The organism is Acinetobacter sp. C13, from assembly GCF_016809775.1.
Classification (GTDB): Bacteria; Pseudomonadota; Gammaproteobacteria; order Pseudomonadales; family Moraxellaceae; genus Acinetobacter; species Acinetobacter pittii.
Genome location: NZ_JAFBJL010000002.1, coordinates 342,355 through 363,504, shown reverse-complemented (window position 1 = coordinate 363,504; position 21,150 = coordinate 342,355). Strand labels below are relative to the sequence as shown.

Sequence of the window (21,150 nt, the reverse complement as noted above, 5' to 3'; positions counted from 1 at the left end):
ATTAATAAATCTTTCCAAATATAAACAAATATTTCAAAAAAATTACAATTATTAATTTTTAATACACAATCTATTCAATAAAACAGGGTATGGTGGGCTCAATAAAAATCAGTAAACAAATGTCGGACATGGAGTCCTTTTATGATGAAAAAGTCATTATTTTGTATGACAGCTGCCTTTTTTGCTCTGCCAACATTCACTTATGCCGCTTCACCATATTTTAGTTTTAAAGATGGCGATGGCTTCAAACGTTTTTCTGTCTCTGCTGGTTGGCTCCATGCTATGCCTCAAGGCTCAGGAAACCCTGTCAATATCAATACTAGCGTTGCAGAAGGTACAACATCTAAAGTTGGAGATGTATCTACAAAAGCCGTTTTAGATGCAATCGACCAAAGTAAAACTTCAGGAAAATTCTGGTATAGCACTATTAGCCTTCTTGATAAGTTTACAGACACTCTTCCCTCATCACTTGCAGGTACAGCAGAAGTTAATGGTCTTTCTCAATGGCAACAACAAGGTTCTGGCTTAGAAGCTGCTGATGTTGATACTGTTGGTCTTATGTTTAATTACAACTTTACGGACAATTTATCTTTAGAAATTAAAGGTGGTATTCCTCCTAAAGTAGATATTAATGGAAAAGGTAATATTTATGCTCCCCTTTCTGGAAAAGCGACCCCTCTAAAAGACGGATCTTTAATAGGAGGAATCATAGGAGATGGAATTTCCGAGGCGGGTGGAGATATTCCTTTAAAACAAGACCTGCATATTACTGATCTTTCTCAGGGAGGCAAGGCTGCGACTGCTCGTGCATGGTTACCAGCCGTTGAATTACATTATCAATTTGGTAAATCAGGGGTAAATAAGTTCCGTCCTTATATCGGAGCTGGCGTGATGTATGCATACTTTAATGATTTAAAAATGAATCCCGGTATTGAGGCCGATTTAATTCAAGCGGGTCACATGATCCAGAATATCCATGATGGTAAAGCTGGTGCAGCATTAGATCGCAAAACATCATCAGCAAATCCTATCGTTAAACTAGAAGCGACCGATACTTTTGCCCCTATTGTAACTTTAGGTGCATCTTATGACTTCAACCCAAACTGGTTTGCTGTTGGTTCAGTTTCATACTCCAAAATGAATAGTGAAGCAAAAATCTATGTGACTGACCAAAATACAGGTAAAGAGCTAATTAAAGCGAATACCAAAATTGATATTGACCCACTCATTACATATGTTGGTGTCGGTTATCGCTTCTAATTTTTGTGTCACCCAAAGCTATAAAGACTTATGCACGTTTTTATAGCTTTCTTTTTTCCAAATTTTGCTTCTTTTTAAATCAAAATGCTAAAAAAATGAGCACTTTTATAAAGCCAATAGAAAAAATTTACCGCCTTCCTCTCTTATGAGCATTTACTGATTTATTTCTGTTTTTTAATTAATTTTATTTTTAATAAACTAACCCAATAGAATTAGAAAGTAATTTTTCCTTTTTAGTAAAAATAATTTTTTGGCACGACCCTTGCTTTATTTACAGCATGATGAGTCAACGATGATTCAATGAATAAACCAAGACGGCCAACGATGTCCGCTCTGATCGGTCTGCAGATAGGCAATAAATTGCCATGCAAATTAAAATTTCGTTCAGTTCAGAGGGACGGCGTATGTCTTCAAATATCAATCTAGATGCAAAAAAAGCAACTGAAATAAAATTATTTAGCTTTTCTACTCCTGCAATGCGCGCTTTCCATATGACATGGCTCGCATTCTTTGTGTGCTTCTTCGCATGGTTTGCTTGCGCACCATTAATGCCAGTGATTAAAGGTGAGTTCGGCTTAACCAAAGATCAAATTGCCAATATCAATATTGCCGCCGTTGCAATTACGATTTTAGTACGACTCGCTGTCGGTCCGCTTTGTGATAAATATGGACCGAGGATTACCTATACAGCTCTTCTCTTGCTTGGCAGTATTCCTGTATTTGGTGTTGCTGCTGCCAACAGTTATGAATCCTTTTTATTTTTCCGCTTACTAATTGGTGCAATTGGCGCAAGCTTTGTTATTACGCAATACCATACAAGTGTTATGTTTGCGCCTAATGTTGTAGGCACGGCAAATGCAGCTGCTGCTGGTTGGGGTAATGCTGGTGGCGGTGCAACTCAAGCCTTAATGCCTTTGTTACTTGGCGCAATTGTCATGTTTGGTGTTGAGCAAACTATGGGGTGGCGTGTTGCATTAATCGTACCAGGCCTAATGATGGTCATTGTCGGCATTCTTTACTGGAAATTAACCCAAGACTGCCCTCAAGGAAACTTTAAAGAAGTCCGTGCACAAGGTATTGAAGTTGGCAGTGGTAAAAAAGGTGGTGTGGCTATTTTAATGCAAGCTGCTCGCAACTACCGTGTCTGGATTTTATTTGTGGCTTACGGTGCATGTTTCGGTATTGAAATTTTTATCCATAACGTTGCAGCAATGTACTATGTTGATCAGTTCAAGATGGATTTAAAAACTGCTGGTTTAACCGCGGGGATATTTGGCCTTCTTGCACTCTTTGCTCGTGCACTTGGTGGTATTATTTCCGATAAAGTCGCACTCAAAAAAGGTTTAGATGGCCGCACGAAAGTACTGGTACTGATGATTTTGGGCGAAGGTTTATTCTTAATTCTCTTTTCTCAAATGAATGTCGTTGCACTTGCAATTATCTCTATGACGATTTTTGCCCTGTTTACTCATATGGCTTGTGGCGCGACATATGCTCTCGTACCATTTATTGATCGTAATGCATTAGGTGGTGTCGCAGGAATTATTGGTGCAGGCGGAAATGTCGGTGCTGTCGCAGCTGGTTTCTTGCTTAAGGGTTTACTTGATATTCAAACTTGCCTGTTTATTTTAGGTGGTCTGGTTATAGTTGCAGGCTGTAGCGTAATTTTGATTCGCTTTACAACAGAACATAAAGCAAAAGAACAAATTCTTTTTGAACAAGCCTTACTGGAACGTAACTCTGCTGCTTAATTTTTACAAGGAGTAGAAATCAGAATTTTTTCTACTCCCTTATTTTTTATAAAAGAATATAACTCATACTTACTTTTTAATTCTTCTTAAATATTGGTGCTGTCTATATCGATATTTTTCGATATATCTTCTACAATAAATCATCATTATTATAATTTTCCATTAATCATGACTAAAACTGGCAACCAATTTTCTCAGTCCCTCATCTATATGCTGATTGGCAGTGCAATTATTCTGGCACTTTCTCTCGGTGTACGGCATGGTTTCGGTCTCTATCTTGTACCGATGAGCCATGAATTTGGCTGGGGACAGCATGTTTTTAGTCTTGCGATAGCCATGCAGAATCTGATCTGGGGAGCTGTTCAGCCTTTTACCGGGGCAATTGCAGATAAATATGGCAGTAAAGTTGTTGTTGTTGTTGGTGGCTTACTTTATACCCTAGGCCTACTTTTAATGGCTTTTAGTTCAAGTGTACTCATTTTGAATTTAAGCTTAGGTCTTATTATTGGTTTAGCTTTATCAGCAACCTCTTTTACGGTTTTACTGAGTGCAGTAGGCCGAGCCGCCCCTCCAGAAAAAAGAAGTATGGCAATGGGTATTGCCAGTGCATCAGGCTCTTTTGGTCAGTTTATTATGCTACCTTCCACTCTTCTCTTGCTTAAAACGGTAGGATGGTCGTCAGCTTTAATGGTGAGTGCGTTGTTAATTGCGCTTATCATTCCCCTAGCGTGGATGCTAAAAGGGCCAAGCAATCAAACACCAAAAGCAATTACTCAACCTCAGCTCACATTTAAACAAGTACTGAATATTGCTAGAAAACATAAGCCATTCTGGTGGTTAGCTTTAGGCTTTTTAGTGTGTGGATTTCAGGTGGTCTTCTTAGGTGTTCATCTACCGGGCTATTTAATCGATCACGGCTTTGATGCAGCTACAGGTACTGTGTTTCTGGCACTAGTAGGACTATTTAATATTGTGGGAACTTATGGGGCGGGTTGGCTAGGAGATCGATTCTCAAAACCTAAATTATTAATGGCACTTTACGGTAGCCGCGGCATCGCAATTATTGCTTTTTTACTATTACCTTTAAGCACATATACAGTATATGCTTTTGGAATTATTATGGGCCTTTTATGGCTCTCCACTGTTCCGCTCACCAACGGTATTGTGGCAAATATGTTTGGTGTTAAATATCTTTCAATGCTGAGCGGCATTGTGTTTTTCACCCATCAAGTCGGTTCTTTCTTTGGCGGTTGGCTTGGCGGTGTTAACCATGACTTAACAGGTAATTACAATGCGATTTGGCTATGTTCAATAGCATTGAGTATATTAGGGGTAATCGTACATTTCTTTGTAAATGAGGAGGCTGTTATTCATGACGCATAATACCTTACTTTTGAAAACAATTATGACTTTGCTCGTGATTACTCTGCTGGCCTGTTCAATCATTTTATGGAAACAAACTCCTGATTTATTTGTATATTTCAATCAAGCATTTTGTGCCCACTAGAGATATAGACAGCCAGACGCATACTGCAAATTGTCATAAAAATATAAAAAACCTATGGTCTAATGAAAATAAAAAAGCCCGCAAATTTGCGGGCTTTTTTATGGAAAACTTATTTAAAATCAAAACAAACGATTCATACCATTAAGTGCAGCTACACGATATGCTTCAGCCATTGTTGGATAGTTAAACGTCGTTTCAACAAAATATTTCAAGGTATTGTTTGGGCTGTGCATAACTGCTTGCCCAATGTGGATAATTTCGGCAGCATTATTACCAAAACAGTGAATACCTAAAATTTCCATAGTGTCACGGTGGAAAAGAATTTTTAACTCACCCACTGTATCACCAGTGATTTGTGCACGAGCCAAATGACGGAAAGAAGCTTGACCTACTTCATACGGAATTTTCTCTTCCGTTAATTCCTGTTCATTTTTACCAATTGATGAGATTTCTGGAATGGTATAGATACCTGTTGGGATATCACGTACTGGCTTCGCATCTTCACCACTCATGTTTGCGCCAGCACAGCGCCCTTGGTCATAAGCAGCAGAAGCAAGTGATGGCCAACCAATCACGTCACCAGCAGCATATATATTTTCAACTTCAGTTTGATATTGATCATTTACTGAAAGTTGACCACGGTTATTTGGTACTAAGCCAACATTTTCAAGACCTAAGCCTTCTGTGTTACCTGAACGGCCGTTACACCAAAGAATCGCATCGGCTTTAATCTTTTTACCACTTTGTAAGTGTAAAACAACATGGTCATCAAACGTTTCAAGATGATCCATTTGCTCATTGTGACGAATCAATACACCTTGTTCACGTAAGTGATAAGACAAAGCATCAGCAATTTCATCATCTAGATAACTTAATAGTTTTTGCTGAGTATTGATCAAGTCAACTTTATGATCTAGACCAATAAAGATTGAGGCATATTCACAGCCAATAACACCTGCGCCGTAAATAATGATTTTTTGAATTGAATAATCAAGATCAAGGATTTTGTCCGAATCGAATACGCGAGGATGATCAAAGTCTAAACCTTGCGGATGATAAGGACGACTACCTGTAGCAATCACGATTTGCTTACAGATAATTGTTTCTTTAATGCCTTCATGGCTAAAAACTAAAACTGTATTTTTATCTTGAATATATGCACGGCCGTGGAATACACCGATTTTATTGCGATCGTAAAAACGTGTATGCGTATCAACCTGTTGTTGAATTACTTTGTGTGCATTACGCAAAACCTGTTTCATGGTGAACTGTTTCCATTCACCTACTTTTTGAAACATTGGATCACGCTGATAGCGAATAATACTAGAAACTGTTTGACGTAATGCTTTACTTGGAATGGTACCAACGTGTGCACAGTTACCACCCAGTTGATCACGCACATCTACAATTGCAACACGCTTACCCGCTTTTGCAAGCTTCATTGCCGCGCCTTCACCTGCAGGTCCAGAACCGAGAACTACCGCATCGTATTTAACGAAATTCCCACTAACGACCTCTTTTTTACGTGGCATTGAAAGCTCCTTCCTCACTTGAATGACCATATTTTATAATAAATTATGGCTAATATGCGGTGAATTTATGTATTTCTCAACCCTATATTTCTGAATAACCACATTTATTATATGAATAGTTATTTTCCGCTATTAACTGCAGAAGTTCGCTATAATACAATGTCAATGTCTCTATAAACGAGTGGAAAAGTTAAATATGTCAGAACACCGTAAACCTGAACAGGGTGTAAAACTTCGTGGCGCAGAAAAAGTCGCAAGAATTCCTGTAAAAGTTGTACCTACGGTTGAAGTGCCGCGTAAACCTGACTGGATTCGTGTCAAGATGACGGCACCAGAAGAAGTTCAGCGTATTAAAACCACTTTACGTGCTCAAAAACTCCATACCGTTTGTGAAGAAGCTGCTTGTCCAAACCTACCAGAATGTTTTGGTGGTGGTACAGCAACATTCATGATCATGGGTGATATTTGTACACGTCGTTGCCCTTTCTGTGATGTAGCACATGGTCGTCCAAATGCACTCGATGCAGATGAACCTCGTCACATGGCAGAGACAATTGCTAATCTTAAGCTCAAATATGCAGTAATTACTTCGGTTGACCGTGATGACTTACTTGACGGCGGTGCACAACACTTTGTGGACTGTATCAAAGAAGCTCGTGCACTAAGCCCAAATACATTGCTTGAGATTTTAGTACCAGATTTCCGCGGACGTATGGATATTGCTTTACGCATTATGACTGAATGTCCGCCAGACGTATTTAACCACAACATTGAGACCGTGCCACGTCTATATAAAGCAATGCGTCCAGGTTCAGATTATCAACATTCTTTAAACTTATTAAAAATGTTTAAAGAATATTGCCCTGATATCCCAACAAAATGTGGTTTGATGGTGGGTATCGGTGAAACTGAAGAAGAAGTTATTGCATTGCTTGATGACTTGCGTGCTCACGATGTTGACTATGTGACTATTGGTCAATACTTACAACCTTCTAAACAACACGCGCCAATTGACCGCTTTGTAACACCAGAAGAGTTCGAACGTTATGCAGAACATGGCCGTAAACTTGGCTTTAGAAATATTTGGTCTGCACCAATGGTTCGTTCAAGTTACTTTGCTGATCGTCAATACCACGGTGAACCAGTACCGGAAGTTCGTCGCAAAGTAGATCCAGCTAAAAAAATCGCTGTTCAAGTTGTCGAAGCTTAAAAATTAAATATCTATAAAAGCCCTCTACTCCAGAGGGCTTTTTATTTGTATAAGAAAATCAATAACATTTCTTGACAAATCGATAAAACAACCCATTACACTTTCACTTAAAAATATCTTATACCTAAAAGTACGATATATCCCTGCTCTAGCATATACATCAATTGCGACATAAAAAATTAAATTTAAACAGCATTAAAAATTAGCTAGTTAAGCCTTAAATCTCTCCTCGCTTTTTGTAACTTCTAACTTGAGGACTTATCTAGCAAGGAGCAAGTATGATTTTCCTACTCTTTGTTTTAAGCGTTGTCATTCAGCTTTTTGCAATATGGGCAATTTTCTTTTTTAATCTAAACAGAACCATTGGTAGTGTTATTACGATTGCTGTAGCCATACTTACTGCACTCCTATTAACGCCATGGGCTCTTCTTTTAGGTATTCCCCTTATTGCCCTTAGTATCATTATTTTATTTGCACCATTACGCTTTAATCTGATTACTCAACCTGCATATAAAACTTTAGCAAACTCAATGCCAAGTATCAGTACGACTGAACAAGAAGCTTTAGAGGCAGGTACCAGTTGGTGGGAAAAAGAATTATTTATGGGGGCACCCGATTGGTCACAATTTGAAAAGTACCCCTACCCAACTTTGTCAGCAGAAGAACAAAGTTTTATCGACAATGAAGTTGAGCTCCTTTGTAGCATGCTAGATGAATGGGAGATCCATCATCACTTAAAAGATCTACCACCAGAAGTTTGGCAATTTATTAAAGATAAAGGTTTTTTAGGCCTCATTATTCCAAAGTCATTTGGGGGTAAAGAATTTAGCTCATTTGCTCAAAGCCGTATTATGAGCAAAATTGCTTCCCGCTCACTCACCACAGCTGTGAGTTGTATGGTTCCAAACTCGTTAGGACCGGGTGAGCTACTCATGCATTACGGTACCGATGCACAAAAGCAGCAATATTTACCGGGCCTTGCTAAAGGTGAAGAGATCCCATGCTTTGGTTTAACTAGCCCAGAAGCAGGTTCAGATGCAGGCGCTATTCCAGATTCGGGCGTTGTTTGTTACGGTGAATATGAAGGTGCTCAAGTTCTTGGGCTAAGAATGAATTTCTCTAAACGCTGGATTACGCTTGCACCAATTGCAACTGTTGTTGGTCTAGCATTTAAACTTTATGACCCTGAAGGTCTATTCGGCGATAAAAATAAAACCGAATACGGTATTACCTGTGCACTCATCCCTGCAAGCCATGCGGGTGTAAAAATAGGAGCACGTCATTATCCCGGCTCTCCATTTATGAATGGAACAGTAGAAGGAAAAGATGTTTTTATTCCTATTGACTGGATTATTGGTGGTCAAGAAAATGCTGGAAAAGGCTGGCGTATGCTCATGGAATGTTTAGGCGTTGGTCGTGGTATTTCCCTTCCAGCATTAGCCACAGCCGCAGGTGAAATGAGCTATTTAACCGTTGGTGCTTTTGCGAAAATTCGCCAGCAATTTAATATTTCTGTCGGTAAATTTGAAGGCGTACAAGAAGCGACAAGTGAAATTGCCAGCGATGCCTATATGCTTGAAGCATTCCGTTATTTAGTGACATGTGGCCTAAACCAAGGTGGAACACCTGCCGTGATGACTGCCATGGCAAAATATTATGCAACTGAAACAATGCGTAAAGTTGTCAATCATGGGATGGATATTGCTGGAGGACGTGCAATTCAACTTGGGCCACGTAATTTCCTTGCCCTTACCTATCAGGCAATTCCAATTGCTATTACGGTAGAAGGCGCAAATATTTTGACCCGTTCATTGATGATTTTTGGTCAAGGCTCAATGCGTTGTCATCCTTATCTATTTGAAGAGTTACAACTCCTGCAATCTGAAGATAAAAATAGCTCGGTCAAAAAATTTGATGATTTGTTATTTAAACATTTAGCCTATACCTTTAACCGCGGTGCTAGATCATTTGCCTACGGTTGGACAGGTGGCTCAAGCGATGCGCCTCAGTCAGCAGATCAATTCACTGCAAGTTACTATAAAACGATTAACCGTTTTAGTGCCAATTTCGCACTTGTTTCAGATATGTCTCTTGGCTTACTTGCAGGCGACTTAAAACGCAAAGAAATGTTATCAGGCCGCTTGGCAGATATTCACGCGCACCTCTTTATTTCTACTGCGATTTTAAAATTTTATGAAGCTGGACAAAAAACTGAAGCTGAACAACTTCACGCTAAATTAGCGCTACAAAAAGCTTTCTTGAATATTCAGGAAGCATTTTGGGGATTATTTGAAAACTTCCCAGCTAAACTTCCAGCAGCATTTGTAAAATGGATCTGTTTCCCTTTTGGTCGTGTCATTTCAAAACCAGATGATGAGTTAAAACAACAAGTCGCTGAACTTATGATGCAAGAGCACCCTTTCAGAGAACAGCTTAAACATCACGTATTTTATTCAACCAAAGCCGATGATGTAACTGGTCGTTTAGAGCATGCTTTCCAAATTCTACGAACACTTGAACCACTTTGGGATAAGTTTAAAAAAGCTGAATCTAAAGGCAAATTTACAGGACTTACTTTCGAAGAGAATATTGCACAAGCGATAAAAGAAGGCTTTATTTCTGAAAGCGAAGCTCAACAATTATTGCAATACAACGCAATTCGATTCGATAGCATGCTTACCGATGTTTTTGATGAAGATTTAAATAAAGATCTTCCTTTGTCGAACCCTCATCAAATTTAGTGACTGATGCCTCCACTAATTCACTATTGCAATCACACTTGATTCGCATTAATTAATAAACAGCCATAAAAGCGTCAATTGACGCTTTTATTTTTAGGAGAAATTAATGTCTAAGCAAGATTACGAAAATGGATTAAAAGTTCGCACAGAAGTGATGGGAGAAGCTTTTGTAAAGCGTGCCCAAGAAAATACCGTACCCTTTACCCAGCCTTTACAAGACTGGATTAATGAACATGCATGGGGATCGACTTGGCAACGTGAAGGTGTGCTACCTCGTAAATATCGTTCATTAATTACTTTAGCAATGCTCACGGCACTTAAATCACCAACCGAACTCAAAGGCCATGTTCGTGGTGCACTCAACAATGGTTGTACAGTTGAAGAGATTCAAGAAACTTTATTACACAGCCTGCCATATTGCGGCGCCCCTGCTACACAAGAAGCTTTTCGCGCTGCTTTAGAAGTGATTCAAGAATATCAACAAAAATAACTTCAATTGAGCCAGCACTCTACTGGCTCTTTTTATCTAATTCAATTTGGATGAATACATCTGAAAATTACGATCATCAATCACAATAGCCTGACGACAAATCCCTTCTACTTGACGCTGCTTTTCAAAAACTGCCGCTGACATCGGTTCAAAACTATCAAAAAAGCAGATTTCATTTTGATCTATAGAATAAATGAGCGACTGGTTTCCAACCCCTTCTAAAGTATCGTAGTACACAATCACCATTTTTCCGTTTTGAATTGCAGCTTGAATATCTTGATAGCTCAGCGCTGGTCCAGTTGGAATTTTTAATACCGTTGCTTCTTTATAGCTCATGCGTTCGCTTTGGCTAATGCTAGAATCCTCATCTGAATGAAATGACACTTCAAATCCTAGTCTCTTTAAAGCAACAGCTAAGGCAATAGTATAAGTGCCTCCTTCATCGTGTCGGCAAACATTAATCAGCTCAACCACATCAATTTGTATTCCATGATGCTGAAGCAACATCCAAACTGCAAAAACGCCACAGTTTGACTCTAGGCTTGCCAAGGACTCGGGAATATTTAATGCCATAATTAGAATCTAAAGTGATAATTACGCAGATAATAAACAAAACTGGATTGGCACTAAAAGCTTTTCCAAGTACAATGTTTCGCTAGTCGAGGGATGCTGCGACAATTGATCGGCACTAAAGATCAATTTGCCAGGCTCGACGATCGGTTAAACACTCGTTTTAACCAACAACGGCATCCGCGAACAGAATGATCAATACTATTTTTTCCTAGGAGATCCTGATGAACGCGGTTAATGCTTCATTTACAGATTACAAAGTTGCTGACATCTCTCTTGCTGATTACGGCCGTAAAGAAATCAAACTTGCTGAAGCAGAAATGCCAGCTTTGATCGGCTTACGTAAACGCTATGCAGCTTCTAAACCACTTGCTGGCGCAAAAATTCTTGGTTGTATTCACATGACCATTCAAACAGCTGTTCTTATTGAAACGCTTGTTGAATTAGGTGCTGAAGTACGCTGGACATCATGTAACATTTTCTCTACTCAAGACCATGCTGCTGCTGCAATTGCTGCTCGCGGTATTCCAGTTTTTGCTTGGAAAGGTGAAACTGAAGAAGAATACGTATGGTGTTTAGAGCAACAGATCAATGTAAATGGCCAACCTTGGGATGCCAACATGATCTTGGACGATGGCGGTGATTTAACTGCTCTTGTTCATGAAAAATACCCTGCTCTTTTAGAACGTATTCACGGTATTACCGAAGAAACTACAACAGGTGTTCAACGTCTTATCGAAATGTGGAAAGACGGTTCTTTGAAAGTTCCTGCAATTAACGTAAATGACTCAGTCACTAAATCTAAAAACGACAACAAATATGGTTGCCGTCACTCATTAAATGACGCAATCAAACGTGCAACTGACATGCTTTTGTCTGGCCGTCGTGCACTTGTAGTTGGTTATGGTGACGTGGGTAAAGGTTCTGCTCAATCTTTACGTCAAGAAGGCATGATCGTTCGTGTAACTGAAGTTGACCCGATTTGTGCAATGCAAGCATGTATGGATGGCTATGAAGTTGTATCTCCATACAAAAACGGCGTACAAACAGGTAAAAAAGAAGATATTAACCAAGATCTTCTTGGCAACACTGATCTTGTTGTAACAACAACTGGTAACTACCACGTGTGCGATGCAGCAATGCTAGATAGCTTAAAAGCTGGTGCAGTTGTATGTAACATCGGTCACTTCGACACGGAAATCGACACGGCTTATTTACGTGGTTACAAGTGGGTTGAAGTTAAGCCACAAGTTCACCAAGTTTATCGTTCAGAAGATGAAAATAACTATCTTATCCTTCTTTCTGAAGGTCGCCTTGTAAACCTAGGTAATGCAACTGGTCACCCATCACGTGTAATGGATGGCTCTTTTGCTAACCAAGTTTTAGGTCAAATTCACTTATTCCAAGAGAAATTTGCTGACCTTCCTGCAAGTGAAAAAGCTGAAAAAATTCGTGTAGAAGTTCTTCCTAAGAAACTTGACGAAGAAGTTGCTGCTGCAATGGTTGCAGGTTTCGGTGGTGTACTTACACAGTTAACTCAAGAGCAAGCTGATTATTTAGGCGTAGCTGTTGAGGGGCCATTCAAGTCTGACGCTTACAAATACTAAGAACTTAAGGGCAGACGGTGAACCGACTGCTCTTTTTTCTAAAATGTTTCGCTGTTTACAAGGATTTGACATGACTAAACGTACACCTATTTCTTTTGAGTTTTTTCCACCAAAAACTGATGCTGGTGCTGAAAAACTTCGTATTGTTCACCAAGAATTACAACTTCTGAACCCTGAGTTTTTCTCAATTACTTATGGGGCTGGTGGTTCTACTCGCGAACGTACTCTTGCTGCTATTGATGATTTCAATGGTAAAGGTACACCAGTTGCACCTCACCTTTCTTGTATTGGTGATGATAAAGCTCGTATTGCCGAGTTACTGGATTTATATAAAGCTCAAGGCATTAACCGTATTGTTGCTTTACGCGGTGATTTACCTTCTGGTCAGGTTGGACTTGGGGAACTTCCTTACGCACAGGATTTAGTACGTTTTATTCGTGAGCACTCAGGTGATCATTTTCATATTGAAGTTGCAGCTTATCCAGAAATGCATCCTCAAGCTGAAAATCTTGATTCAGATATTCAACGTTTTATTGAAAAAGTACAAGCTGGTGCCAATGCAGGGATTACTCAATTCTTCTTTAATCCAGATTCCTACTTTTATTTTATAGAGCGTTTAGAGCAAGCTGGAATTAGCATTCCGGTGGCTCCAGGAATCATGCCAATTACCAACGCAAGTAACTTAATTCGCTTTGCAGACGGTACGGGTGCTGAAATTCCTCGCTGGATCCGTAAGCAATTACAAGCCTATGGTGATGACAGTGAAAGTATTAAAGCTTTCGGTCATGAAGTTGTTGTTAAGTTGTGTGAACGCCTTATTGCAGGTGGTGCGCCAAGCTTACACTTCTATTCAATGAATCAAATCGAACCAACTCGTCAACTTGTTGTTGATCTTGGTTTAAATTAATTTTGTAAGGCGTACCCAATGAACCGTTTTTTTATCGAAACTGAACTTACAGTTGGCTCAACAATTCAACTGACAGAATCAGTATTCCATCATTGGGTGCGTGTTTTACGTGCACAACTACAAGAACAAGCGACTCTATTTAATGGACAAGGTGGGGAATATCTCGCGACTTTGACAGAAATTAATAAAAAAAATGCGTTTGTCACAATTGAGGATTTTAACCCTGCAAACCGTGATGCCCCTTTTAAAGCTGTTTTAGGTCAAGTCATGAGTAAAGGCGATCGAATGGATTATGCCATTCAGAAAGCCACTGAATTAGGTGTAAGCCAGATTCAATTGCTAACTAGTGAGCGTTGTGAAATGCGCTTAAAATACGATCGAGATCAAAAAAAATTAGATCACTGGCAAGCTGTTGCAATTGCAGCATGTGAACAATGTGGCTTGAATTTGGTTCCAGAAGTATTAGCGCCTATTTCTCTTCATGAATGGTTAAGTTCTTCTGAGCTTCCACAATCTAAATTTGTTTTAGCACCAGAAAAAGAACAAAAAGATGTATTGGCGGGCATACAGCCTGAACTTGCTTTATTGATTGGCCCAGAAGGTGGGCTAAGTGAAAATGAAATTACCCAAGCCAATCAAGCTGGATTTATGAACTGGTGCATTGGCGACCGAGTTTTGCGTACAGAAACTGCCCCTGTTGTTGCCTTGTCTATTTTAAATTATCGATTTTTATCCCCCTAAGTTCTCTGCACATTGATTAAATCATTATTTAAAGTTAACTTACTTTTATTGTATGAATAAAATTTCAAATTCTTTTTCACTGATAAATCAGATTCTTTCTGTATATATGTAAAAAAATAGGATAGAAAAATCTTATGTCTGGGCTTCAGGAAGAATATCTACAGCATCAAACAAAAATTGAACAGCTGAAACTTTCAACTCAATATATCCGCTGGTATTTAATTAGCCTGATATTACTGTGCCTCATTTCATATGGTATTTTTTCTTACTATTTTTCCTCTACAATAACAATATTTAGCCTGTCTATTGGTCTTACCGTCGTTGCTCTTGTCAGCTTATTATTTATTCCAAATATTTTAACTCACTATCGCACGATTGATTTTACAAAAAAAGCTGATCGTGTCTTACAAAGTATTTGTTTATTCTCAGGAATTTTAATTGGAATAAATGTCACAATTATTCATTTTTATCTACCTACTGAATTAATTGCGCTACCAGATGCTCATATTTTAATTGCTTTATTTATTACTTCGGCTCATATCATCGGTCTTACTTTTTTAACACAGCAACCCCGATATTTTTATCTCTTATTTATTCCTAGTACCCTCCCTCTATTAATTGCTCAATTCACACATAATCCCATAACTCAGCTACCTTTTTATTTCGCCTATAACCTCACCTTTGTAGCAACTGTGCTTTGTGCATATGCAACTCAACGCAATTACCAAAAGATCTCTCAATTATTATTAAAAAACAAACAGCTTGTTCAAATTTCAGACCAGCATACCCAATGGGCTGAAGAATTATGTGTACAACTCCAACAAGAAGTGAATAAGTCCAAAGATATTGAAGCCCAGCTTCAATTTAATAATCATTTGCTTGAGCAAAAAGTACGAGAACGTACCTATGATCTCACCAAAATGAATGAGCAACTCGAAAGCCATCACTATAATTTAGCTTTTGCACATGAAACTGCGGGTATTCGACCTTGGGATTGGGATATTGAAAGTCAAAGATTAGAAATTACGTTTTTCGATCAACAAAAACAAACTCAAACCGCCGTTATTCATCTCAACACGATATTAGAGCGTATACACCCAAGCGATAAAAAACTTTTTGATGAACGTTTAAAACAACATTTGGAAGGCGTTACAGATCATTTTAATATCACCTTTCGAATTTTACGTCGAGATGGTTCTTGGAGATGGATTCATGATGTAGGCCGTGTCATCACCAGAGATCCAAAGACACAAAAAGCGCTTCGTATGGTGGGAATGACCCGTGATATACATCAAGAGAAAAAGGATCAAGAACATCTAAGGCTATCTGCAATTGTGCTCGAGCAAGCTGCGGAAGGAATATTTATTTTAGATGAGCACCTAAACTATATTGATGTAAATCCCTACTATGAAAAATTAACCGGATTTTCCAAGTCAGAGCTTCTGAGTAAAGAACTATTTAGCATTACAATTAATCAAAAAGAATTACAACAACAGTTTCATACATCAATAACGCAACAACTTCTGGAGACAGGAGAATATATGGGCCAGTTTGATGAAAAGTTTAGTTCTGGCAAAAGCGTATATTTATGGTTGCATATCAATGTGGTCAAAGATGAATTCAATCAAATTACCAATTATATTGGATTTGCACGCGACCTCACTGAGCAAAAGCGCCAAGAGCAGCACCTATCTTACTTAAAAAACTACGATAGCCTCACCCATCTGCCTAATCGTCTTTACTACTACAATCAATTACATCAATATCTTGTAAACCCTTCATATAACATTAAAAATCTAGCATTAATACGGGTAAATATTGACCGCTTCCGAGCTTTCAATGAATTTTTAAATAATGATAGTGGTGATGAATTACTTAAACAGTTCGCACAAAGATTACGCTTAATCAATATCAATGCGATTTTAGTCGCCTATTTAAATAGTGATGATTTTGCAATCATTTATGAAATTTCGCCAATTCATCCAAATGTTGAACAATATTGCCAAAATATTTTACAAGCACTGAATGCACCTTTTTACATTGATAATCACGAATATTTTATTACCGCATCTATCGGTGTTGCATGTTTTCCTGAACATGGCAGACAAATTGATCATCTCAACAATCATGCAGAGCAAGCTCTTTCCGAGGCAAAACGTTTAGGTGGTAATACAATTTGCTATTACTGCAATAAAACAAATCACTCATATAAAACTGCCGATTTAGAGCAAGAATTACGTAAAGCCATTCAAAATGATGAATTTGTCATTTATTACCAGCCCAAAATTAATCTACACGATCAATCAATTATTGGTTTTGAAGCACTCATTCGTTGGCAGCATCCTGAAAAAGGATTAATCCTGCCAAATATGTTTATACCTTTTGCTGAGCGTAGTAGCCTAATCTCAGATATTGGGAAAGTTGTTTTAGATAAGGTTGGAAAGCAACTCCAAGAGTGGAAAAATGCTGGTTATATCAATATTCAAGTCTCTGTAAATATTGTCGCTCAACAAATACATCGAGGCTTATTACTCAACGACTTAGATGAGGTTTTGCAAAAATATAATATTCAAGGTTCAGATCTCGAACTTGAAATTACAGAGTCAGCCCTTTTAGACAATACTGCCAATGTAAAAACACTATTACGCGCGATAAAACAACGAGATATCTCAATTGCTTTAGATGATTTTGGTACGGGTTATTCCTCTTTAGCCTATCTGACAGAGTACCCAATTGATGTATTAAAAATTGATCGTGCTTTTATTTCTAAAATTGGTGACCACAAACAAGAAGCAATTGTAAATGCAATGATCGCGATGGGTAAAAGTATGGGACTTAAACTAGTTGCTGAAGGTGTAGAAACAAAACAACAAGTCACCTATCTACAAAAACAGCAATGTGATTTTTTACAAGGCTATTTCTTTAGTCGCCCTATTCCTGCAGAGCAGATTATTCCTTATCTACAAACAAATCCGCATATTTCTTAATTGTTCCAATCATCTATTTTACCTATGCTGCTTTTTCCAAAAATGAGCGTTTTTGACTGTGAGAAATAAAGAAGTAGTGTTATATTCTTTAGCATTTAGCTCACCACGGGGCTATTGGCAATTCGTCTACTATTCTCTTAATTGGTAAAAATTAAAGCGTAGTTAAAGAAGTGAGTTGCCTCTCCCTAAATGAGCAATTTGACTAGTTTGCTTTTTTGTATCAAATAGAGACTCAGATGGACGATCAATCTTTAAAACAGGCCGCTTTAAATTACCATGAATATCCAAACCCAGGGAAAATCAGCGTCACCCCAAGTAAGCAACTTGTCAACCAACGAGATTTGGCTCTAGCCTACTCACCAGGAGTTGCTGCGCCATGTTTAGAGATTGAACGTGATCCATCTGCTGCTGCTAAATATACAGCTCGCGGAAACTTGGTTGCCGTAGTCAGTAACGGTACAGCTGTTCTTGGTTTAGGTAATATTGGACCATTAGCGTCTAAACCTGTAATGGAAGGTAAAGGCGTACTCTTCAAAAAGTTTGCTGGTGTTGACGTATTTGACATCGAAATTGCAGAAAACGATCCAGATAAAATTGTAGATATTGTTGCCTCTCTTGAGCCAACTTTCGGTGGTATCAACCTCGAAGATATTAAAGCGCCAGAATGTTTCTATATCGAAAAGAAACTTCGCGAACGCATGAAAATTCCTGTATTCCATGACGATCAACACGGTACAAGTATCATTGTAGGTTCAGCTTTGCTTAACGCATTGCAACTTGTAAATAAGAAAATTGATGAAATCAAAATTGTAGCTTCAGGCGCAGGCGCTGCTGCCCTTTCTTGTTTAGATTTACTTTGTGCTTTAGGCGTAAATAAAGAAAATATTATTGTTGCCGATTCTCGCGGTCTACTCACTACTTCACGTGAAGGCTTGGATGAATCGAAAAAACGTTATGTTCAAGACATTAAAGCAACTCAGTTACATGAAGTAATGGCTGGTGCTGATATGTTCTTGGGTCTTTCTGCTGCTGGTATTCTCACCAAAGAAATGGTGAAACAGATGGCTGAGAACCCTATTATTTTTGCTTTGGCAAACCCAGATCCAGAAATTTTACCTGAACATGCACATGAAGTACGTCCTGATGTAATCATGGCAACTGGTCGTTCTGACTATCCAAACCAAGTAAACAACGCATTATGTTTCCCTTACATTTTCCGTGGTGCGCTTGACGTTGGTGCAACAACAATTAATGAAGACATGAAAATTGCATGTGTACATGCAATTGCACGTATGGCACACGTAGAAGCAGATGCAGCAACTTATGGCGAAAAATCTGCTTCATTTGGCCGTGACTACTTAATTCCACGTCCACTTGATCAACGTTTAATTTTAGAAATTGCCCCTGCTGTTGCTAAAGCTGCAATGGATTCAGGTGTTGCAACTCGTCCGATCGAAGATTTCTCTGCATACCGTCAAAAATTATCTGAGTTTGTTTATAACTCTGCATTCTTGATGAAACCGATTTTTGCTCAAGCAAAAACTGATCCTAAACGCATCGCATATGCTGAAGGTGAAGATGAGCGCGTATTACGTGCAGTGCAAATCGCAGTTGATGAAGATTTAGCTAAACCAATTTTAGTAGGTCGTACTGCTGTAATTGAAGCTAATATCAAAAAATTAGGCTTACGTTTACAACATGGCGTAAACATTGAGATTGTAGATCAAGAACAAAACCCGATGTATGAAGAGTTTTGGAAAGACTACTATCAAACTATGCAACGCAAAGGTATTACTGTTGAATATGCTCAACGTGAAGCACGTCGCCGTTCAACATTAATTGCATCTCTACTGGTTAAATTCGGTAAAGCAGACGGTATGTTATGTGGTACTTACAGTAGCTATAACATTCACCTTGACTTTGTACGCAATGTCATCGGTCTAAAAGAAGGTATGAATAACTTCTTCACCTTAAATGCATTAATGCTTGAAGATCGTAACTTGTTTATTGCTGATACATACGTAAATACAAACCCGACTGCTGAACAACTTGCTGAAATGACTATTTTAGCAGCTGAAGAAGTACGTCGTTTTGGTATTACTCCGCGTGTAGCCCTGCTTTCTCATTCAAGTTTTGGTAGTGACCAGACTGACTCAAGTGCTCAAAAAATGCGTGAAGTTTATCGTATTTTATCTGAGCAAGCTCCTGAGCTTGAAGTTGAAGGTGAAATGCACGGTGATGCAGCATTAGACGAAAACATTCGTCAATTTGCATTCCCTGGCTCACGTTTCAAAGGTTCGGCAAACTTGCTCATTATGCCAAACCTAGATGCAGCAAATATTTCATTTAACTTGTTGAAAGCAACTTCTGGTAACAACGTTACTATTGGTCCAATTTTACTTGGTGCAGCAAAACCTGTTCATATTTTGACACCTACAGCAACAACTCGTCGTCTTATCAATATGACTGCTTTAACTGTTGCTGAAATCCAACAACAAGAAAAGTAATTTAGAAACTGCTTTTTACGAAAAGCATCTCTAATGACTTGAGAAAACCTCTATTCTGTAGCATGATTGCTTGAAGAATAGAGGTTTTTTCATGCAAGTGTATTTAGTAGGCGGTGCCGTCCGTGATTTTTTACTTGGGCATCCCTATCAAGAAAAAGATTATGTTGTTGTCGGTGCAACGCCGGAACACATGCTCGCCCAAGGTTTTCAACCTGTAGGCAAAGATTTTCCTGTGTTTCTTCATCCCGAAACGAAAGAAGAATATGCACTTGCACGTACTGAAAGAAAATCTGGTAAAGGCTACCACGGCTTTCAATTTTTTACCGATACCACAGTAAGTTTAGAAGAAGATTTAATTCGCCGTGATTTAACCATCAATGCCATAGCAATGGATCAAGATGGCAAATTATACGATCCATATGGTGGTCAAACCGATTTAGAAAATAAAACTTTGCGTCATGTTTCAGAAGCTTTTGCTGAAGACCCTTTACGTGTTTTACGTGTTGCACGCTTTGCGGCTCGCTATTCTTCATATGGTTTTCAGATTGCGCCAGAGACAATGCAGCTTATGCAAACCATGGCCGAATCAGGTGAGCTTGATGCCTTAACACCAGAACGTGTATGGAAAGAGACTTCTCGCGCACTTTTAGAAGATCATGCGGATGTTTATTTTCAGACATTACGTGACTGTGGGGCGTTGAAACATCTTTTCCCTGAAATTGACGCATTATTTGGTGTACCACAGCGCCCTGAATATCACCCTGAAGTGGACTGCGGTATACATACCTTAATGTCGTTACAGCAAGCTTGTAAATCAAACTATTCGCTTGATGTTCGATTTGCTGTATTAGTACATGATTTGGGTAAAGCATTAACTCCAGCTAACGAACTTCCGCGCCATATCATGCATGAAGAACGTGGAGTGAAACCCGTTACCGAATTATGTGAACGTTTAAAAGTTCCAACTCAAACTCGACAGTTGGCATTATCAGTGTGTAAAGAACATCTAAAATGTCATCAAATTATGTCGTTAAAACCAGGAACTGTATGGCGTCTATTACAGCGTCTAGATGTATTACGTCGTCCTGAGAGAGTTGAAGCTTTTGTACAAGCATGTGAATGTGATGCTAAAGGAAGATTAGGTTTAGAAGACCGACCTTATCCACAAGCTCAGTACATGTTAGATGCGATGCAAATCGTTCGCTCTATTAAAGTTCAGGATTTACCTGAAAACATTAAAGGTGCGGAGATTGGTGAAATGCTCATTCAGTACCGTATTGATGCTTTAACTGAGTTCAAACATCAGCATCAAGCACTGTCTCATACTTAATTAACACCAA

General features: G+C 38.7%; 14 protein-coding genes. 12 read left to right on the top strand and 2 right to left on the bottom strand.

What is annotated here, in order from left to right:
- Positions 1–141: 141 nt before the first annotated feature.
- The 3 genes from JGE69_RS06865 to JGE69_RS06855 all read left to right on the top strand — a co-directional run bounded on the left by JGE69_RS06865 (position 142) and on the right by JGE69_RS06855 (position 4,394).
- Complete coding sequence (locus JGE69_RS06865; protein ID WP_032055410.1) at positions 142–1,260, top strand: OmpW/AlkL family protein; 1,119 nt, start codon at positions 142–144, stop codon at positions 1,258–1,260.
- 404 nt (positions 1,261–1,664) lie between these two features.
- Positions 1,665–3,011 carry an MFS transporter gene (locus JGE69_RS06860; protein ID WP_199112993.1) on the top strand — a complete coding sequence of 449 codons (1,347 nt, stop codon included), beginning with the start codon at positions 1,665–1,667 and terminating at the stop codon, positions 3,009–3,011.
- A 168-nt stretch (positions 3,012–3,179) separates the two neighbouring features.
- Entirely contained in the window at positions 3,180–4,394 is a 1,215-nt protein-coding gene (locus JGE69_RS06855; RefSeq protein WP_199112995.1) for an MFS transporter, read from the top strand.
- Positions 4,395–4,637: 243 nt separating this feature from the next.
- Here the strand turns inward: JGE69_RS06855 and sthA are convergent, their stop codons facing one another.
- Entirely contained in the window at positions 4,638–6,050 is a 1,413-nt protein-coding gene (sthA, locus tag JGE69_RS06850; RefSeq protein WP_002118117.1) for a Si-specific NAD(P)(+) transhydrogenase, read from the bottom strand.
- A gap of 196 nt (positions 6,051–6,246) precedes the next feature.
- Between sthA and lipA the strand changes: the two genes are divergently transcribed.
- The 3 genes from lipA to JGE69_RS06835 all read left to right on the top strand — a co-directional run bounded on the left by lipA (position 6,247) and on the right by JGE69_RS06835 (position 10,491).
- Positions 6,247–7,260, top strand: a complete 1,014-nt coding sequence (gene lipA, locus JGE69_RS06845; protein ID WP_002118167.1) for a lipoyl synthase — start codon at positions 6,247–6,249, stop codon at positions 7,258–7,260.
- Between the two features lie 278 nt (positions 7,261–7,538).
- Positions 7,539–10,001, top strand: a complete 2,463-nt coding sequence (locus JGE69_RS06840) for an acyl-CoA dehydrogenase (RefSeq protein WP_199112997.1) — start codon at positions 7,539–7,541, stop codon at positions 9,999–10,001.
- Between the two features lie 106 nt (positions 10,002–10,107).
- Positions 10,108–10,491, top strand: a complete 384-nt coding sequence (locus tag JGE69_RS06835; RefSeq protein ID WP_000043120.1) for a carboxymuconolactone decarboxylase family protein — start codon at positions 10,108–10,110, stop codon at positions 10,489–10,491.
- Positions 10,492–10,527: 36 nt separating this feature from the next.
- Here the strand turns inward: JGE69_RS06835 and JGE69_RS06830 are convergent, their stop codons facing one another.
- Positions 10,528–11,064 (bottom strand): cysteine peptidase family C39 domain-containing protein, encoded by a 537-nt coding sequence (locus tag JGE69_RS06830; protein WP_199112999.1) that lies wholly within the window; start codon positions 11,062–11,064, stop codon positions 10,528–10,530.
- Between the two features lie 221 nt (positions 11,065–11,285).
- Between JGE69_RS06830 and ahcY the strand changes: the two genes are divergently transcribed.
- The 6 genes from ahcY to JGE69_RS06800 all read left to right on the top strand — a co-directional run bounded on the left by ahcY (position 11,286) and on the right by JGE69_RS06800 (position 21,140).
- Complete coding sequence (gene ahcY, locus JGE69_RS06825) at positions 11,286–12,668, top strand: adenosylhomocysteinase (RefSeq protein WP_032035703.1); 1,383 nt, start codon at positions 11,286–11,288, stop codon at positions 12,666–12,668.
- A gap of 70 nt (positions 12,669–12,738) precedes the next feature.
- Positions 12,739–13,575, top strand: a complete 837-nt coding sequence (metF, locus tag JGE69_RS06820) for a methylenetetrahydrofolate reductase [NAD(P)H] (RefSeq protein WP_101663076.1) — start codon at positions 12,739–12,741, stop codon at positions 13,573–13,575.
- Between the two features lie 18 nt (positions 13,576–13,593).
- The gene (locus JGE69_RS06815; RefSeq protein WP_199113001.1) at positions 13,594–14,316 is read left to right on the top strand and encodes a 16S rRNA (uracil(1498)-N(3))-methyltransferase; all 723 of its coding nucleotides are present in this window, start codon (positions 13,594–13,596) and stop codon (positions 14,314–14,316) included.
- A 134-nt stretch (positions 14,317–14,450) separates the two neighbouring features.
- On the top strand, positions 14,451–17,303 hold the full coding sequence (locus JGE69_RS06810) for a putative bifunctional diguanylate cyclase/phosphodiesterase (protein WP_199113003.1): 2,853 nt from the start codon (positions 14,451–14,453) through the stop codon (positions 17,301–17,303).
- 236 nt (positions 17,304–17,539) lie between these two features.
- Positions 17,540–19,810 carry an NADP-dependent malic enzyme gene (locus JGE69_RS06805; protein ID WP_002118176.1) on the top strand — a complete coding sequence of 757 codons (2,271 nt, stop codon included), beginning with the start codon at positions 17,540–17,542 and terminating at the stop codon, positions 19,808–19,810.
- A gap of 91 nt (positions 19,811–19,901) precedes the next feature.
- Positions 19,902–21,140: a multifunctional CCA addition/repair protein gene (locus JGE69_RS06800; RefSeq protein WP_017398614.1), complete on the top strand. Its 1,239-nt coding sequence runs from the start codon at positions 19,902–19,904 to the stop codon at positions 21,138–21,140.
- Positions 21,141–21,150: the final 10 nt, after the last annotated feature.

What these genes read in the sequence shown, in the direction of transcription:
- lipA (WP_002118167.1), top strand. Translation starts at nt 6,247, where the DNA reads ATGTCAGAACACCGTAAACCTGAACAGGGTGTAAAACTTCGTGGCGCA.
- JGE69_RS06810 (WP_199113003.1), top strand. Translation starts at nt 14,451, where the DNA reads ATGTCTGGGCTTCAGGAAGAATATCTACAGCATCAAACAAAAATTGAA.
- JGE69_RS06840 (WP_199112997.1), top strand. Translation starts at nt 7,539, where the DNA reads ATGATTTTCCTACTCTTTGTTTTAAGCGTTGTCATTCAGCTTTTTGCA.
- metF (WP_101663076.1), top strand. Translation starts at nt 12,739, where the DNA reads ATGACTAAACGTACACCTATTTCTTTTGAGTTTTTTCCACCAAAAACT.
- JGE69_RS06800 (WP_017398614.1), top strand. Translation starts at nt 19,902, where the DNA reads ATGCAAGTGTATTTAGTAGGCGGTGCCGTCCGTGATTTTTTACTTGGG.
- JGE69_RS06815 (WP_199113001.1), top strand. Translation starts at nt 13,594, where the DNA reads ATGAACCGTTTTTTTATCGAAACTGAACTTACAGTTGGCTCAACAATT.
- JGE69_RS06860 (WP_199112993.1), top strand. Translation starts at nt 1,665, where the DNA reads ATGTCTTCAAATATCAATCTAGATGCAAAAAAAGCAACTGAAATAAAA.
- JGE69_RS06835 (WP_000043120.1), top strand. Translation starts at nt 10,108, where the DNA reads ATGTCTAAGCAAGATTACGAAAATGGATTAAAAGTTCGCACAGAAGTG.
- JGE69_RS06865 (WP_032055410.1), top strand. Translation starts at nt 142, where the DNA reads ATGATGAAAAAGTCATTATTTTGTATGACAGCTGCCTTTTTTGCTCTG.
- JGE69_RS06855 (WP_199112995.1), top strand. Translation starts at nt 3,180, where the DNA reads ATGACTAAAACTGGCAACCAATTTTCTCAGTCCCTCATCTATATGCTG.
- sthA (WP_002118117.1), bottom strand. Translation starts at nt 6,050, where the DNA reads ATGCCACGTAAAAAAGAGGTCGTTAGTGGGAATTTCGTTAAATACGAT.
- JGE69_RS06805 (WP_002118176.1), top strand. Translation starts at nt 17,540, where the DNA reads ATGGACGATCAATCTTTAAAACAGGCCGCTTTAAATTACCATGAATAT.
- ahcY (WP_032035703.1), top strand. Translation starts at nt 11,286, where the DNA reads ATGAACGCGGTTAATGCTTCATTTACAGATTACAAAGTTGCTGACATC.
- JGE69_RS06830 (WP_199112999.1), bottom strand. Translation starts at nt 11,064, where the DNA reads ATGGCATTAAATATTCCCGAGTCCTTGGCAAGCCTAGAGTCAAACTGT.